Origin of the sequence: Streptomyces sp. NPDC102279 (genome assembly GCF_044766365.1) — a bacterium.
Classification (GTDB): domain Bacteria; phylum Actinomycetota; class Actinomycetes; order Streptomycetales; family Streptomycetaceae; genus Streptomyces.
In genome coordinates this window covers 1-15,952 of sequence record NZ_JBIWLU010000011.1, presented here as the reverse complement: position 1 = coordinate 15,952, position 15,952 = coordinate 1, and the positions used below count along the sequence as shown (strand labels likewise).

Here is a 15,952-nt window from a genome sequence, read left to right as displayed (position 1 = left end):
GCACCATCCCTTATCTCCCGTTTATGCACCTACGGGTGAACTGCAGCACCACGGCGGTCTGTTCAGGCGGTCATGTGCGGGCGAAGGTGTCCACGGCGACGTCGAAGTACTCCTTCGCCTCCGTCAGCCGCCCTACCGGCGCCGACACCCACACGTCGTACATCCGGCCGCCCTCCTCCCAGCACAGGTCGTAGGTGTGCCGGGCGCCCTCGGCCGCGGTGAAGCCGTTCCAGGTGAACTCCCAGAGGGCGGCGGGGTGTCCGCCGTGCGTGGTCCGGGTGACCCTGCCGTCGCGGTAACCGGGGTTGGTGGAGGACCCCGTGGCGGCGGCCCGGCGCATCACGCCGAGCGGGCCGCCCGACGCGGGTTCGGACACCTTGACGCCGAGACGCAAGACCTGACCGGGCGACATGTAGAAGACCCGCTCCCCCTCGGGGTCCCGGGTGAAGTCCTCGGGCACGGCGAGCGCGAAGCCGTACGGGTCGGATGCCAGGCGGTATCCGGAGGGGGGCGCGGGGCGGGAGCCGGTGGCGGTCGCGGGTTCGCGCCGGGTGACCGTGGGGGCGGCACTGGCGGGCGACGCCGGGTGGGTGCCGGACGCCGAGGGACCGCTGCCGGGAGTGCGTGACGTGCTGACCGGCGCGCTCGACGAGGGCGGCGGGCCGTTTCCGTCACCGCCGTCGTGCATCAGCAGGGCGGCCGCCGACACCCCCGCCCCGGCCATCGCGGCGACCAGCGCGGCGGCGACCAGCAGACCTCGCGCGGACTGCTTGGGCGGGCGCTCGTCCGTCGTGCCGGAAGGAGGCGACGGCCTGGGCGCGGGCCGGTGCAGCGGATTGTCCCGCCGGGTGGGCGTGTACGGGGCGGACCACCGCGGGGTGCGGCCGGTGTCCCGGAAGGCGCGCAGCAGCCGCTCCGCCTCGGCCGTGTCGATCCGCCGCTCGGGGTCGCGCTCCAACAGGCCCCGCACGACGGGCAGCAGGGGTGTGGCCTGGGCCGGGGGGCGGATCTCGTCGACGACGACCGCGTGCAGGATGCCGCCCAGCGAGTCACGGCGGAAGGGGGACGCGCCGCTCAGCAGCGTGCACAGCAGCGCGCCGAGCGACCACAGGTCGGACTCGGGCCCGGTCCTGGCCCCGGACATCCGCTCGGGCGCGGTGTACTCCGGTGAGCCGACGAACGCGCCGCTCTCGGTGAGCGTCGTCGCGCCCGCGACCTGGGCGATCCCGAAGTCGGTGAGGACGACACGGTCGGTGCCGGCCTCGACGAGGACGTTGGCGGGCTTGAGGTCCCGGTGCAGGACACCGGCCTCGTGCGCGCGGCGCAGGGCCCCGAGCAGGTCGATGCCGATCCGGGCGGCCTCACGGGCGTCGACCGGGCCGCGCGCCGAGATCCGCTCGGCGAGCGAGCCGCCGTCGATCAACTCCATGACGATGTACGGTCGTTCGTCGTCCACGACGACGTCGTGCACGACGATGATGTGCGGATGGTGCAGCTGGGCCACGGCGCGCGCCTCGCGCAGGGTGCGGTCACGCTGGAGGCGGGTCTCCTCGGCGGAGAGCGAGTCGTCGAGGACGAGTTCCTTCACGGCGACCTGACGGCCGAGCAGTTGGTCGGTGGCACGCCAGACGACGCCCATGCCGCCCCGGCCGATTCTCGCCTCCAGCCGGTAACGGCCCGCGATCAAACGGACGTTCTCCCCCTCGGTCCCCATGGGCCCCATGATGCACCAACGGACTGACGCCTTCCGTGGCAGCGACCGGCCAAGTGTGCCGCCGGACTCCTGGTCCACGGATTCCCGAGAGCAAGCGTCTCGGCAACGACGCCCCAGGGGCGCGCGACGGCCCCCAGGAACCGGTGAGTTCGGCCAATTCGTCGGCTGCGCGACCAGGGTAAGCCTGACACTCAAGAGGCGATCATTTTCGGCCACAATCTGTTCAGGAAGGGCTACAAGGCATCGAAAACCGCCAAGGAATATAACCCATACCGGGCAATACGGGCGACCGAAATCATGCTGTCATGTGAATCATGGAAGCCTTACCTTTCCCTTATGGGAAACATATTGAAACGCCTTTCCGTCACGAGCGTCGCAGCGGTGGCGATATTCGCCATGACCACAGTGACCAATGCCAGCGCGGCGAGTGGCGGAGCCGCGTGCTCGGTGACGGGAGCCTCCGGGAGCCTCACGTTCACCAACTGGACAGCTCACCATGTGGACATCAAGGGTTGGGTCAAGGACACCGCTGCCGACGGTCACCATGTGTCCATTCGGCTCGTTTCCATAGACGAAGGCGTCGGATACGTAACAGAGTGGGCCTGGCATTCCGAATTCGACGGAAACGGAACGACAGCCTCCTTCGCGACGTACGCGTCACCCACCGGCGATGATCTCGACTACATCGGCGCACAGGTGGCGGTCATTGAAGGGGGTACGGTGGTCCGTATTTGCACGGACTATGCCTGAGTTCCCTGCGGCCCGCACGGGCTGAGCCTCGGCCGGAGCAGGCGGATGAGCGGCCGCCTCCAGCAACGCCCGCATCTGCCCGGCGTTCGGGCGATGGGAAGGCCCTTCCGCAGAGGCCCGGCCGGCGCCCTTTGCCGAAGCCGGGCCCGCGGGCGTTGCACGACGGCTTTACCCGACACCCGCCCCGGGCCGATGAATACGACCACGGTGACAGCGGAACCTTCCGTCTCCTCCGATCACCCCTCCTGGAAGCCCCGCAGGATCGAGTCGAACTGCTTTCGGGTGGTGGCCCAGTCGTCGGCCGGCGAGGCAGCGTAGATGGCGTACTCGGTGCCGTCAGCCTCCATGTACCCGACGTCGATCGCGCGGTAGGGCCCCGGAAAGTAGTGCGGCGCGTCCTTGGCCAGCGCGTTGAACGTGTACTCCCAGCGGACACCCGGCAGGTCGCGGAAGACCTCCTGCTTGAGACTCAGCTGCTCGTAGTCCTGCAGCCGCCGTGAGATCCGCTGGTCCAGGTTACGCATGTGCTCGTACGAGGTCGGGAAGTCCGGCGCGGTGTCGACGGCGACGCGCACGAGGTGCTTGCCCTTGTCGGGCGAGTAGTCGACCTGCCGGAGGCCGTCCTGGTCGATGGAGACCGACCGCTGCCACCCTTTGGGCAGGGAGATACTGAAACCCACCGGGTCCTTGCGCCGCTCCCAACCGGCGGGAACTGCCCCCGGGCCGCCCTGGTCGGTCGGCGTGGAACTGGCACTCGGACTCGGCGATACAGAGGCGGAGTCGCCAGGGCTGCCCGTGCCGAACTGCTGCAGCGCGACCGCGACACCCCCGCCGACGATCGCCGCGAGGGCGACAACCAGAGCGAACGTACGCAGGCGGTGCCGCTTCGGCAGCGCGGGCACAGCCCCACTCGTCACCGGCGGATACGGCGTGGAGGGGGCCGTCTGCGCGCGGGTACCGGTTCCGGTCCCCGTCTCCGTGGGGTCGTACCCCCCCTGCTCCGTAGGCACATACGGCTCCGCCGCACTCGACGGTCGTCCCGCCGCCACCTCGGTAAGCATCTGCTCGGCCTGCGCCGCGCTAGGCCGCTCGGCCGGATGCTTGCGCAGTAGCGCGGCGAGGACGGGCCCCAGCGCACCCGCGTTGGCCGGTTCGGCGGGTTCTTCCTCGACGACCGCCTGCATCGTGGTCAGCGGTGAGGTGCGGCGGAACGGCGAGCGTCCCTCCACCGCCGTGTACAGCGTGGCCCCGAGGGCCCACAGGTCGGAGGACGGGCCGGGATCGTGGCCGCGTACCCGTTCGGGCGCGAGGTAGTCGACGGACCCGACGATCTCGCCGGTGCGCGTGATGGTCGTGTCCCCCTCGACCTGCGCGATCCCGAAGTCGGTGAGCAGCACACGCCGGTCGGGCGACAGCAGGACGTTGCCCGGCTTCACGTCACGGTGCAGCACGCCGGCCGCGTGCGCGGCGCGCAGCGCGCGCAGCACCCACAGCCCGATCCGCGCCGCCTCGGCCGGTTCGATCCGGCCCCGGTCCTTGACCTCGTCGGCCAGCGAGTTGCCCTCGACCAGCTCCATGACGATCCAGGGCCGGTTGTCGTGATCCAGCACGTCGTGGATGGTGACGACGGCCGAGTGGTTGATCCGGGCCGCGGCCCGCGCCTCGGCATGCGTACGGGCGAGCAGCCGGGCACGGTCGCCCTCGGCGGCGTACAGCGCGGCGGTCAGCTCTTTGACCGCGACCGTGCGGTGCAGCACCTCATCGTGCGCACGCCACACCCGGCCCATGCCACCGCTGCCGATGGCGTCCACAAGCCGGTAGCGGCCCGCAAGGAGCAGGCCCTGCATCTGATTCACGTTTCCCCGCAATGGTCTTGACAGGGTCAGACTAAAGATCGGTCACCGCACAGGGAACAAGCGGGGTCGTACGGAGACAGCACTGTGACGGTTCTCCCTTCCGTGTACGGGAGGGAACCGTTCGGTGTTCAGCCGTCCTCAGCTGCCTGAACGCGGCCTCACGCGGCACGAAACCGTGCCGGATGGTCAGAGGGCCTGCTCAGCCCGTGACTTGGTAGGTGTCGGCGGCCTGCTCGTACAGCCGTGTCACCTCGTCGCGTTCGGCCTCCGGGCCGCGCAGCTGCACCACGTGGTAGTGCCCGCCGACGATGATCGCGAGATTGCGTACGTAGAGCGACCGCCCCGCCGAGTCCTGCCAGGTGAACTGGCCCTCGGCCATCACCCGGCCGCCCACGTCGATGCGCCGCATCCCGCTGGACGTGGCCCACGTCGAGTCGCGGAAGGGCTGCAACTCCTTCTCGCTCTCGCGCTGGTACGTCATCGGGTCGCTGCCGAAGGTACTCGTGCCGTCCCGGCCGGGAACGACGATCAGCTCGAAGTCCCCGTGGGAGTAGACGACCTGGCCGCGTCCGTTCTTCGGCGTACGGTCCCAGCCACTCGCCACGGCGACCCGGAATCCCGCGGGGTCCTTGCGGAGCGTGAAGCCCTGCGCGACATCGGGATCGCCCGTACTGCCCCCGGAGGTCGAACTCGCCTTCCCTGAGGGGCTCTTGCCGGGCGTCGGCGAGGTCTGGTCGGGCCGCGGCTCGCTGCTCGCGTCGGTGCCACTGGTGTCGGGGGCGGGACTGACCTGCCCGACGGCTCCGGTGCCCTGATCGTCCGTGCCGTCCTCACCGGACTTGGGCATGTAGACCATCGCGTACGCGACCGCCGCGACCAGCAGGAGCAGTACCAGGAGGACGAGGTTGCGCCCCAGGCTCCGGGGCTTGCCGGAGCCCTCCCGCTTGGCGCGCTTGTGCCGGGCGTGCGGGCTGGTCGCGGGCAGTCCGGCGCGGCGCCTGCGGACCAGCTCGCCCCGGCGCCGGACGATCGGCAGCCGGCTCGGGTCGACCGGCGGCGCTGCCACCACATGTGCCCCGGCCTCGGGCTCCGGCGCGGAGCGGACCAGCGACCGCAGCCAGCCGCGCAGCTCCTCGAAGTCCAGCCGCTCGGTGGGGTCCTGACGCAGCAGCGACTCGACGACGGGACGCAGCGGGCCGCATTCCTCGGCGAAGGCGGGCGGCTCCGCGCACACCAGCTGGACCAGTTCGGCCGTGTTCTCCTCCGGGTAGGGCGCGTGGCCCTGTACGGCCCGGAAGAGCAGGGCGCCCAGCGCCCACAGGTCGGTCGCGGGTCCGATGGGGGCCGCCAGCTGCCAGTTCTCGTGGACGGGACCTGCCTGCTCCGGTGCCCAGCGCTCGGTGACCGACCCGACCACGGCCATCCGTGCCTGCCGTGCCCGCTCGGCGGCGAGCGCGGTGGCCGGGCCGCGGCGCGGCGGCGCACCGGCGACCAGCTCACCCCAACCACCGCTCGCACCCTGCGTGCTGTGCGAGGCGGGGACGATGAGCTGGGGGGCTCCGGGGGCGCGGGTGTGATCCGGGACCGGCGCGGCCGGGGAGGCGCCGGGCACCCGGGTGTGCGCGGAGTCGATGAAACCGCGCTGCTGACCGGGGACTTGAGCGGCGCGGAGGCCGCCGGGTCCGTGGCTGTCGTCAGGAATCCAGCCCTCGGGAACCCGGTTGCCGGGCGTCAGGCCGCTGTCGGGGGCACCCGCGGACCCGGGCATGCCGGGACGGCCGCCGTACTCCGTCGCGGAGGGCTGCTGCGCCGGCCCCAGCGTGGGGTTGCCGTACCCCGTGGCCCCCGGGTCCGGCCTGCCGGCCGTTCCACCGGGCGGCGTGGGACGTCCCTGACCGCCGTCCCCGCCGTTGCCTCCGCCGACTCGCGCGGAGCGCGGCTGCGCGCCGTGCCAGCCGGCACCGCCGACCCCGTACGGGTCGGCTATCTGGCCGGGGGGCGCGGTGGGCGGACGCTGCTGCCCGGCCTGGGCGGGCAGTTGGGGCACGCCGTACGCCTGAGTCTGCTGCGGATCGGCCGAGTGGCCGTACGCCTGGGCCTGCCGGGGGTTCACCGACGGGTCGTACCCCTGGCCCTGCTGCGACGGGGCCGCGGCGCCGAACTGCCCCTGCTGAAGGGGTTGCCCGTACTGACCCTGCTGCGGGTGCTGCCCGTGCGGCTCGGTCTCTCCGGTCCGCTCGCCGTCGGCCTCGGGCCGGGGTGCCGGAAGGGCGAGCGGGTCGCCCCGCTGTTCCTCCTGCACGCGGGCGGCGGCACGCGCTCCGGCGCGGTACGCGGCGATGGCTCCGGCGCGCGCCGCACGGACGTCGCCTCCGGGACCGTCCGCTCGACCGCCCTCCTCCGACGGCTCGGCCGGTCCGCCGGGCCCTGTCCGCCGGGCTCCCGGACGGGCGGGGCCGCCCGCTTCGAGAGCGCGCGGGCCCCCGGCCGGGGCTCCTGGCGCGGGCCGGCCCGGTACGGGCGTGCCCTGCTCGGCGCGGGCCTCGATGGCCGCGCGGCGTGCTTCTTCCGCGTCGGCGCCGGAGGTGGCCGCGACGGCGACCCCGTGCGCGGTGCCGCCTCCGAATCCGATGCCGCCCGCGGGACCGTGCCCGCGCGGACCGCTCCGGTCACCGGCGCCCCGCTGCGCCCCCGGGCCCGCCTGGCCGCCGGGCCCCGGCTGTCCCGCGGTCCCCGCGAAGCCACGTCGTGCGACGCTCTCGGTGCCCGTCGCGGCTCCGGGACCGGAGCCGGGCGAGCCGGGCTCGGCGCCGAGGTCGTCCTCGCGGACCGGCACCGGGTCGTACCCGCACAGCGCCTCCTCGGCGGCGCCCGCCGCGAGTCCGGTCAGCAACACCCGGCCGTCGTCGCAGACGAGGACGGTGCGCGCGGTGATGTTCCGGTGCACCCAGCCGTGCGCGTGCAGGACGCGCAGCGCGGTCAGGACGTCGGAGGCCACCTCGGCGGCGCGGTACGGGCTGAGCGGCTTCTCGGCGAGCAGGGCCGCCAACGACCTCGCGGGCACCAACTCGCTGACTATCCATAGCGACCCGCCCTCGGCGAAGACGTCGAAGACCTGGTCGAGCCGGGGGTGGTCGGGGATCTGCGCGGCGGCCTGGGCGGCCTCGATCGCACGCCGCACGGCCGGTTCGGCGGGCCGGCGCGTGGTGCGCGCGGACGCCCGCCGGGCTCCGCCGTCCCGCGCGACGAAGCCCTCGGGCAGGCCGTCCGCGTCGAGCATCTCGGCCTCGACGACCTCCGGCAACGGCACCTGCCGCACCAGGACTTCCTGCCCGCTGTACGTGTCGAAGGCCCGGCTCTCGGCGAGTTCGTACTCGTCGGACGGCGGCAGTGGCAGGCGGTAACGGTCCGCGAGTACTCGTCCCGCGTATTCGTCCACGATGCCTCCCCCAGCCGACCGGTCGGTCAATTCCGTTCGCCCTGCGTCCCGTTACGGCTTCGTACGGTCCGCAACCACTCACGATACGTGCCCGAGGCAACCCGCAGAGCGGTGATGCGAGATCTCAGGCCGTCCATCCGTGGCGGAACGTCACCTCGGCGAGCGGTACGTCACGACTTCGGCTGGAACGTCTGGCTCAGCGTCTTCCACGTCTCCTTGCGCAGAGTGCTGTCCCAGGCGGAGGCCTTCGCCGTGTACATCAACGCGTACCCCTGATGCGCGTTCACAACGAACCCTCGGTCTATCGACCGGTACTTGGTGCCGCCGTCCACGTAGGTGAACTCCCAGTCGGCCGCGTTCCAGCCGCGGTAGTCCACCTTCTCTATGCGCAGGCGGGTGTACTGGGAGCGCGTCATGTAGCGCTCCTGGTTGCGCCAGTCCGCGACCGGGTCGTCCTTGGGCGTCGTCGTCCAGCCGACGAGGAGCTTCTGTCCGTCGGGCCCGGAGAACCGCGCCCCGGCAGAGTCCGCCGACTGGTACTTCCAGCCCTTCGGCAGCCCTATCGAGAACCCTTGGCTGCTCCTGTACGTCGACTCCGCGGTGGATCCCGACGCCTTGCCGTCGCCGCCCGAACCGTCCGACGCGCCGGCGCTCGGATCCGACGTGGTGCCCGAGGACTCCTTCGAGCCCGAGCCGGAGTCCGAGCCGGAGCCCGAGGTGTCACCGCTGCCGGAGTGCTCGGCGCCCTTGTCGTCCTTGTCGTCGCTCTTCGTGTCGTCGCCCTTGTCGCTGCCGGCGCTCGCTCCGCTGGACGCGGCCGGCTTGGCGCCGCCATTGTTGTCCTTCGTGCCGCTGCCGTCCCCGCCGCCGAGAGTGAGGGCCAGCACGGTGCCGAGCACCGCCAGCGCCACGACCACGGCGATGATCACCAGCGTGCGCCGCGGCACGACGTCCGTCAGCGGCGCCCTCGGCACCGGACGCGGCGGCCGCTCGGGGGCAACCGGCCAACCGGATCCGGCGGTGGCGCGCGTACCGGCGGCACCCGCCGCCCCGGCGTCCCCGGCCGAACTGGAGTTCACCGACGAACCGTCACGACCGGTGTCCTCGGCCTTGTCCGACGCCGCGGGCCCGGACAGTCCCGCGGACGGGGACGCCACGGAGGTGTCAGCGGCCGCAGCCGTACCGGACGCGGCGCCCGTGCTCTTACCCTTGCCCTTGCTCTTGTCGGGGTCGGCCGTCGCGGACGCGTCGCGCGCGCCGGGGGTCTCCGCGGACCCGCCCGTGGACTTCGCACGCGTCGTCGCCGCGGCTGTGGCCGCCCCGGCTGCCGACGCGGCCTTGCGCACCGAACGCAGCGCTCCGCGCAACCGCTCGGACGGCTCCTCGCCCTTCCGTGCTCCGGAATCCGTACCGCTGCCCGAACTCCGCCGGCCCGAGCCCTGCTCGGGAAGCGGCGGCAGGGTCACGACCTTCGTCGCGTCCATCGGCTCCGGCTCGGCGGCCTTCGGCTCGGGCTCGCGCAGCACCTCGTTCAGCAGGGCGCGGGCGCCCGCGTCGTCGAGCCGCTGCTCGGGGTCCTTGGCGAGCAGACCGTAGATCACGCTCTCCAGCGGGCCCGCGTTCTTCGGCTGCTCCACCGGCTCCGTCATCACGGCGGTGAGCGTCGCGATCGCGGAACCCTTGTCGTACGGCGGCACGCCTTCCACCGACGCGTACAACAGTCCGCCCAGCGACCACAGGTCGGCCGCGGGGCCCGGCTTGTGACCGCGCGCTCGCTCGGGCGAGATGTAGGAGGGCGCTCCGACGAGCATGCCGGTCGAGGTGATGGACGGGTCGCCCTCCACCTGCGCGATACCGAAGTCGGTGAGCACGACCCGGCCGTCGTCGGACATCAGCACGTTCGACGGCTTCACGTCCCGGTGCAGGATGCCCTGCCGGTGCGCCGCGCGCAGCACGTCGAGGATGGCGAGGGCCACCTCGGCGGCGCGCTTCGGCGTGAGCACGCCGTCCTCACGGATGGCCTCGGCGAGGGACTTGCCCTCGATGAGCTCCATGACGATCCAGGGCCGGTTGTCCTCGTCGACCACGTCGAAGACGGTGACCGCGCCGGTGTTCCGGATCCGCGCGATCGCCTTGGCCTCCCGCAGCGTGCGCGTGATGAGCCGGCGCTTCTCCTCGTCGTCGATGCTCGACGGGAACCGCAGCTCCTTCACGGCGACCGTGCGGCCCAGGGTCTCGTCCTGCGCGCGCCACACCGTGCCCATGCCGCCGCGGCCGAGAACATCCCCCAGCCGGTACCGCCCGGCGAGGAGACGTTCGCTCTTGTCCTGACGGGATGCTCCCGCCCGCTCCGCCTCCGACATGCGTCCCCTCATGCAACCCGCCCTGACAGAGCCTTCATTGTCCCTCACCCGACAAGTGCCCGACGCCCTGGGGGCCCCTGGAACCGCAACAGGTCAGCCAGTGAGACGTCCGGCCCCCGCCGACGCCCTCACAGCGGTCGCACCCCGCCCAGGGCGACCGTCCGGCCCCCGGAGTCCCGCACACGCGCCCCACCTGGCCTCCCGCACAGAAACGTCCCCCATGATGGGCCGCGACAAGGAGGTCCCCGCCGATGCCGCAACCCCGGACACCTCGGACACTCCTGGCGATACCCGTTTCCCTGGCCCTCCTCGGCATGGCCCAAACCGGCCTGCTGGAACCGGTCCTCGCCTCCTCGCAGGGCCCCGTCACCCCGGCCTCGGACACCGCGCTCGCCCGCCTGGTGACCCGCGGCGGCGCTCCGGCCGCCGCGCTGCTCGCCGACGAGGGACCGGGTTCACGCTTCGCGAGCGCGGGTGACGGCATCGCCCGCGCCGACCACTTCCGCGCGGGAAGCATCACGAAGACGTTCGTCGCGACGGTGGTCCTGCAACTCGCCGCCGAACACCGCTTGTCCCTGTCCGACTCCGTGGACGACCATCTGCCGGGTCTGGTGCGCGGCGCGGGCAACGACGGCCGCCGCATCACCCTGCGCTCCCTGCTCCGCCACACCAGCGGCCTCCACGACTTCACCTCGGACACCGGGGGCACGGTCCCCCTGACAGCGCTTCAGGCCGTACGCGTCGCACTCACCCATCCCTCCACCGGCCGTGGCCGCTTCGTCTACTCGAACACCGACTACGTCGTGCTCGGCATGGTCGTCGAGCAGGTCACCGGCCGCTCGTACGCCGCCGAGGCCGAGCACCGCATCATCACTCCCCTCCGTCTGACCGGCACCTCCTTCCCGGGTGCCCGCGTCTCCCTTCCCCTGCCGCACGGCCGCGCGTACACCGCGGACGGCTCCGACGTCACCGAGCTCGACCCGCGCGTGGCCGGCGCGGCGGGTGAGCTGGTGACCACGCTCGCCGACCTCGACCGCTTCTACGCGGCACTGCTCGGAGGCGGGCTGCTGCCCTCGCACTGGCTGCGCGAGATGCTCGACACCCGTGCCGCACACGGCGCGTACGGCATGGGGCTGTTCCCGGTGAAACTGCCGTGCGGGACCACGGTGTGGGGACACAACGGCCGCATCTCCGGCAGCTACGTGCGCAGCGCGGCCACCGTCGGCGGTCGTCGTGTCCTCACCTTCCGGGTGAACACGGGCGGGGTCACGGACCCGGCACTCGAACCGGCCGTGCTCGCCGCCGAGTTCTGTCCCCGCACCCCGTAGAACGGCCGGCCCGCGGGCAAAGATCCCAGCTCACGGCACACTTTCGAGTGACAGCTGCGGGAACCGGCGGGCAGCGACCGTGCGAACACGGGTGAGGGGCGGCTCCGTCGGCGGCCACCCCTCACCCGTGTCCAACTCCGGTCAGAACGACACGATCTCCGGCGCTCCCAGCCGCGCCGCGTCCGCCGTCAGGTCGTCCGGCTGGCGCTGGGACTCCCGCTCGGCCTCGACGCGCTTCTGGTAGTGCTCGACCTCGCGCTCGATCTGGTCCTTGTCCCAGCCGAGGACCGGCGCCATCAGCTCGGCGGCCTCGCGGGCGCTGCGGGTACCGCGGTCGAACGTCTCGATGGAGATGCGGGTGCGCCGGGTCAGCACGTCGTCGAGGTGACGGGCGCCCTCGTGCGAGGCGGCGTAGACGATCTCGGCCCGGAGGTAGTCCTCGGCGGCCGGCAGCGGTTCGCCGAGCGTCGGGTCCTCCACGATGAGGTCGAGGAGTTCCTCGGCGAGCGATCCGTACCGGTTCAACAGGTGTTCGACGCGCACCACATGGAGGCCGGTGCGGGCCGCGATCCGCGCTCGCGCGTTCCACAGCGCGTGGTAGCCCTCGGCGCCCACCAACGGCGTCTCCTCGGTGACGCATTCGGCGACACGCTGGTCGAGCCCGTGCACCGCCTCGTCCACGGCGTCCTTGGCCATCACGCGGTACGTCGTGTACTTGCCGCCCGCCACGACGACGAGTCCCGGCACCGGGTGGGCCACGGTGTGCTCGCGCGACAGCTTGCTGGTGGCGTCGGACTCCCCGGCCAGCAGCGGCCGGAGGCCCGCGTACACCCCTTCGACGTCGTCGCGGGTGAGGGGGACCGAGAGCACCGAGTTCACGTGTTCCAGCAGGTAGTCGATGTCCGCGCTGGAGGCCGCCGGGTGCGCCTTGTCGAGGTCCCAGTCGGTGTCGGTGGTGCCGATGATCCAGTGGCGGCCCCACGGGATCACGAAGAGCACGGACTTCTCGGTGCGCAGGATCAGTCCCGTCGAGGAGTTGATCCGGTCCTTCGGCACGACCAGGTGGATGCCCTTGGACGCGCGGACGTGGAACTGGCCGCGCTCCCCCACCATCGCCTGGGTGTCGTCGGTCCACACGCCCGTGGCGTTGACGATCTGCTTGGCGCGGATCTCGTACTCGCCGCCGCCCTCGACGTCGCGCACCCGGGCGCCGACGACCCGCTCGCCCTCGCGGAGGAATCCGGTGACCCGGGCGCGGTTGGCGACCTTCGCGCCGTACGCCGCGGCCGTGCGCACCAGGGTCGCCACATAGCGGGCGTCGTCCATCTGGGCGTCGTAGTACTGGAGGGCGCCGACCAGGGCGTCCTTCTTCAGGGCCGGGGCGACGCGCAGGGCGCGGCCGCGGGAGAGGTGGCGGTGGGTGGGCAGTCCGCGTCCGTGGCCGCGGGCCATCGACATCGCGTCGTAGAGCGCGACGCCGGAGCCCGCGTACAGGCGCTCCCAGCCCTTGTGCTGCAGGGGGTACAGGAACGCGACGGGCTTCACGAGGTGCGGCGCCAGCCGTTCGAGCAGCAGGCCGCGCTCCTTCAGCGCCTCACGCACCAGCGCGAAGTCGAGCATCTCCAGATAGCGCAGCCCTCCGTGGATCAGCTTGCTGGACCTGCTCGACGTCCCGGAGGCCCAGTCACGCGCCTCGACCAGGCCGGTGGACAGGCCGCGTGTCACGGCGTCCAGAGCGGTGCCCGCGCCGACCACACCCGCGCCCACCACCAGCACGTCCAGCTCCCGCTCGGCCATTCCCGCCAGTGACTCGGCTCGCTCCGCCGGCCCCAGTGTCGCTGTCCTCACCGCTGCCTCCCGCTGTTGTCGCGCTGGCCGCACCTGCCGGGCGACGCCCGGCTCACATCCCCCTGCCCAAGTCTGACCGTCTTGCCCCTCATCGGCCACCGTCCATCCTCAGCCTGTGGACAACACTCGGCGACTCGTAGGGAATCTTGGGCAGACAATCCCGCAAATCGGTCATATTTACTCCTAGTCTGACATTGCTCTCGCCCATCCTGTCCACAGGGCTTGCGCACCTGTCCCGCTTCGGTTACTGGGAAGGACGGCCCACTCCATGCCCGCAGACCTCGCCGTCATCGGACTCGGTCATCTCGGCCTGCCCCTGGCCCAGGCCGCGGTCGCCGCCGGCATCTCCACGGTCGGCTACAAAACGGGGCCGGAAGGCGGCTCCCTCACCCCCGCCGAACTGCGCCGGATGCTCTCGGGAGGCTTCCGGACGACCGCGAACCCGGCCGAGCTGGGCCGCGTCCGCACCGCCGTCATCTGCGCGCCGACCCCCCGGGGCGCCGACGGCAGCCTCGACCTCACCCAGGTGGAGACCGCGGCCCGCACCCTCGCCGCCCAACTGCGGCCGCACACCACGGTGATCATGGAATCGGCCGTGCACCCCGGGACCACGGAGGACTTCCTCCGCCCGCTCCTCGAATCCGGATCCGGCCTGCGCGCGGGGCGCGATTTCCACCTCGCGTACTCGCCCAGCCGGGTCGATCCCGGCAACCGCGACGTCACCCCGGCCGGCACACCGAAGGTCATCGGCGGCCTCACGCCCGCGTGCACCGAGTCGGCGGCCGCTTTCTACGGGCGCCTCACCGACAAGGTCGTACGCGCGCGTGGCCCGCGCGAGGCGGAGACCGTGCAGGTCCTGGAGACCAACTTCCGGCACGTGAACATCGCCCTCGTCAACGAGATGGCGGTGCTCTGCAACGACCTCGGCGTCGACCTGTGGGACGTCATCCGGTGCGCGGAGACCAAGCCGTTCGGCTTCCAGGCGTTCCGGCCCGGCCCCGGCGTCGGCGGCCACGGGATCCCCCAGGACCTCGCAGGACACTCGGGCCGCCCCCTGCGGATGGTCGAGCTGGCCCAGCAGGTCAACAGCCACATGCCCCAGTACGTCATCCAGCGCGCCGCGACCCTGCTCAACGAGCACGGCAAGTCCGCCCGCGCCGCGCGCGTGCTCCTCCTCGGCGTCACCTACAAGGCCGACGTCGCCGACCAACAGGGCGCCCCCGCCCACGAGATCGCCGTACGCCTGATGGAACTCGGCGCGTCCGTCAGCTACCACGACCCGCACGTCCCGGCCTGGAGCGTGCTCGGCCGGCCCGTACCCCGCGCGGACTCCCTCTACGAAGCCGCGGCCGACGCCGACCTGACGATCCTGCTGCAGCAACACCGCACGTACGACCTGCAAGGACTGTCCGTGAAGGCCCAACTCCTCCTGGACACAAGGGGAGCGACCCCGACCGGCGCGGCACACCGGCTCTGACCCCGGAAATTCCCCTCACGGACTGTCACTCCCGCCTGCTAATCTGCGGCAGCTCTCGCACACAAGTGCGCCCGCGTCCCGGGCGTCCCGCACGTGTGCGCGAACGCTTCTCGCGCGCCACACAGGTGTGCCCACATCCCTGGGGGGATCCCACATGAGCCAGACCACGCCGCCGCCCGGTCCGCCGGTCGACAATCCGTACACCGGTCAGCCCGCCGCACCGGTCGAGAACAACCCGTACGCGGGTCAGCCCGCCCAGCCGACCGCGCCGCAGCAGGGCTTCCCGCAGCAGGCCGGCCCGCAGGGCGCGCCCCAGCCGGGCTTCCCGGTCGCACCCGTCGCCCCGGCCGCGCCGGTGCGCAACAACCTGGTGCTCGGCGTCGTCGCCGCCCTCGGCGCCGGCGTGATCTCCGCGATCCTGTACGGCCTCATCATCGGCGCCACCAAGCACGAGATCGGCTACGCCGCGGTCGGCGTCGGCTTCCTGGTCGGCATCGCCGCGGGCCGCCTCGGAGGCCGCAACCAGACCCTGCCGGTCCTCAGCGTCATCGTCTCGGTCGCCGCGATCTACCTCGGCCAGTTGATCGGCGAGGCCATGATGGGCGCGAAGCAGCTCGGTGTCGGCTTCAACGAGGTCTTCTTCGACCACTTCGACGTGGTCCAGCAGGCCTGGAAGGCCGAGGCCGACCCGCTGACCTTCGTCTTCTTCGCGATCGCCGCCTACGTTGCGTTCCGGAGCACGCGCAAGGCCGGGCTCTGAGGCTGCCCAGCTACGTGTTCCTGATGGCGTTCGGCCTGCCGGCGGCGGTGGCCGGGTGCTGGGTCGCCTTCAACGTGCGGGGTTCCGCTACAGCGATGGAAGCCTCCCAGCAGCGCGGCCACGACCTGCGTGCCGCGTCGACCGGCGACCTCTCGGAGCCGGTCGGATGGGTCACCGCATCCGGCTTCCGGACGTTCGGGGCGGCCGTCGGCCTCGGCGGCATCGTCCTGATCCTGGCGAGCGTCGCCGAACTGCTGACCAGCGGCTGACGGACTCCGCGGACACGAGAAGGGCCCCCCCCCCCGCCCGGGGGGGGGGCCGTATCACAAACCGCGGGGAGTCGTCACAACTAACGCGGGTGCGGCGCGGCCGCCACCCGCACCACGCCGCCCGGGGACACCTTTGGCTCGCGGGAAC

Annotated in this window: 10 protein-coding genes; 5 read left to right on the top strand and 5 right to left on the bottom strand. The window is 72.2% G+C overall.

Going from position 1 to position 15,952, the window contains the following annotated elements; genetic code table 11:
• Positions 1–70: 70 nt before the first annotated feature.
• A complete protein-coding gene (locus ACIRQH_RS27220; protein ID WP_404227236.1) occupies positions 71–1,714 on the bottom strand; it encodes a serine/threonine-protein kinase in 1,644 nt (547 codons plus the stop codon).
• A 336-nt stretch (positions 1,715–2,050) separates the two neighbouring features.
• Here ACIRQH_RS27220 and ACIRQH_RS27215 point away from each other — a divergent pair, with 336 nt between their 5' ends.
• Positions 2,051–2,464 (top strand): hypothetical protein, encoded by a 414-nt coding sequence (locus ACIRQH_RS27215; RefSeq protein ID WP_358819720.1) that lies wholly within the window; start codon positions 2,051–2,053, stop codon positions 2,462–2,464.
• 236 nt (positions 2,465–2,700) lie between these two features.
• Here the strand turns inward: ACIRQH_RS27215 and ACIRQH_RS27210 are convergent, their stop codons facing one another.
• The 3 genes from ACIRQH_RS27210 to ACIRQH_RS27200 all read right to left on the bottom strand — a co-directional run bounded on the left by ACIRQH_RS27210 (position 2,701) and on the right by ACIRQH_RS27200 (position 10,122).
• Positions 2,701–4,311 carry a serine/threonine-protein kinase gene (locus ACIRQH_RS27210; RefSeq protein ID WP_388869640.1) on the bottom strand — a complete coding sequence of 537 codons (1,611 nt, stop codon included), beginning with the start codon at positions 4,309–4,311 and terminating at the stop codon, positions 2,701–2,703.
• A 208-nt stretch (positions 4,312–4,519) separates the two neighbouring features.
• Positions 4,520–7,759: a protein kinase gene (locus ACIRQH_RS27205; protein ID WP_404227233.1), complete on the bottom strand. Its 3,240-nt coding sequence runs from the start codon at positions 7,757–7,759 to the stop codon at positions 4,520–4,522.
• Positions 7,760–7,929: 170 nt separating this feature from the next.
• Positions 7,930–10,122, bottom strand: a complete 2,193-nt coding sequence (locus ACIRQH_RS27200) for a serine/threonine-protein kinase (protein ID WP_404227557.1) — start codon at positions 10,120–10,122, stop codon at positions 7,930–7,932.
• A gap of 251 nt (positions 10,123–10,373) precedes the next feature.
• Between ACIRQH_RS27200 and ACIRQH_RS27195 the strand changes: the two genes are divergently transcribed.
• Positions 10,374–11,450: a serine hydrolase domain-containing protein gene (locus ACIRQH_RS27195; RefSeq protein ID WP_388869187.1), complete on the top strand. Its 1,077-nt coding sequence runs from the start codon at positions 10,374–10,376 to the stop codon at positions 11,448–11,450.
• A 141-nt stretch (positions 11,451–11,591) separates the two neighbouring features.
• Here the strand turns inward: ACIRQH_RS27195 and ACIRQH_RS27190 are convergent, their stop codons facing one another.
• Positions 11,592–13,298 carry a glycerol-3-phosphate dehydrogenase/oxidase gene (locus ACIRQH_RS27190; protein WP_358819716.1) on the bottom strand — a complete coding sequence of 569 codons (1,707 nt, stop codon included), beginning with the start codon at positions 13,296–13,298 and terminating at the stop codon, positions 11,592–11,594.
• A gap of 268 nt (positions 13,299–13,566) precedes the next feature.
• On the opposite strand from ACIRQH_RS27190, the gene ACIRQH_RS27185 reads away from it, so the two are divergent.
• The 3 genes from ACIRQH_RS27185 to ACIRQH_RS27175 all read left to right on the top strand — a co-directional run bounded on the left by ACIRQH_RS27185 (position 13,567) and on the right by ACIRQH_RS27175 (position 15,804).
• Positions 13,567–14,775 (top strand): nucleotide sugar dehydrogenase, encoded by a 1,209-nt coding sequence (locus ACIRQH_RS27185; RefSeq protein ID WP_388869184.1) that lies wholly within the window; start codon positions 13,567–13,569, stop codon positions 14,773–14,775.
• Positions 14,776–14,929: 154 nt separating this feature from the next.
• Positions 14,930–15,535, top strand: a complete 606-nt coding sequence (locus ACIRQH_RS27180) for a hypothetical protein (RefSeq protein WP_388869181.1) — start codon at positions 14,930–14,932, stop codon at positions 15,533–15,535.
• Positions 15,536–15,558: 23 nt separating this feature from the next.
• Positions 15,559–15,804 (top strand): hypothetical protein, encoded by a 246-nt coding sequence (locus ACIRQH_RS27175; protein WP_358819713.1) that lies wholly within the window; start codon positions 15,559–15,561, stop codon positions 15,802–15,804.
• Positions 15,805–15,952: the final 148 nt, after the last annotated feature.

What these genes read in the sequence shown, in the direction of transcription:
- ACIRQH_RS27220 (WP_404227236.1), bottom strand. Translation starts at nt 1,714, where the DNA reads ATGGGGACCGAGGGGGAGAACGTCCGTTTGATCGCGGGCCGTTACCGG.
- ACIRQH_RS27215 (WP_358819720.1), top strand. Translation starts at nt 2,051, where the DNA reads ATGGGAAACATATTGAAACGCCTTTCCGTCACGAGCGTCGCAGCGGTG.
- ACIRQH_RS27210 (WP_388869640.1), bottom strand. Translation starts at nt 4,311, where the DNA reads ATGCAGGGCCTGCTCCTTGCGGGCCGCTACCGGCTTGTGGACGCCATC.
- ACIRQH_RS27200 (WP_404227557.1), bottom strand. Translation starts at nt 10,122, where the DNA reads ATGTCGGAGGCGGAGCGGGCGGGAGCATCCCGTCAGGACAAGAGCGAA.
- ACIRQH_RS27195 (WP_388869187.1), top strand. Translation starts at nt 10,374, where the DNA reads ATGCCGCAACCCCGGACACCTCGGACACTCCTGGCGATACCCGTTTCC.
- ACIRQH_RS27185 (WP_388869184.1), top strand. Translation starts at nt 13,567, where the DNA reads ATGCCCGCAGACCTCGCCGTCATCGGACTCGGTCATCTCGGCCTGCCC.
- ACIRQH_RS27180 (WP_388869181.1), top strand. Translation starts at nt 14,930, where the DNA reads ATGAGCCAGACCACGCCGCCGCCCGGTCCGCCGGTCGACAATCCGTAC.
- ACIRQH_RS27175 (WP_358819713.1), top strand. Translation starts at nt 15,559, where the DNA reads ATGGCGTTCGGCCTGCCGGCGGCGGTGGCCGGGTGCTGGGTCGCCTTC.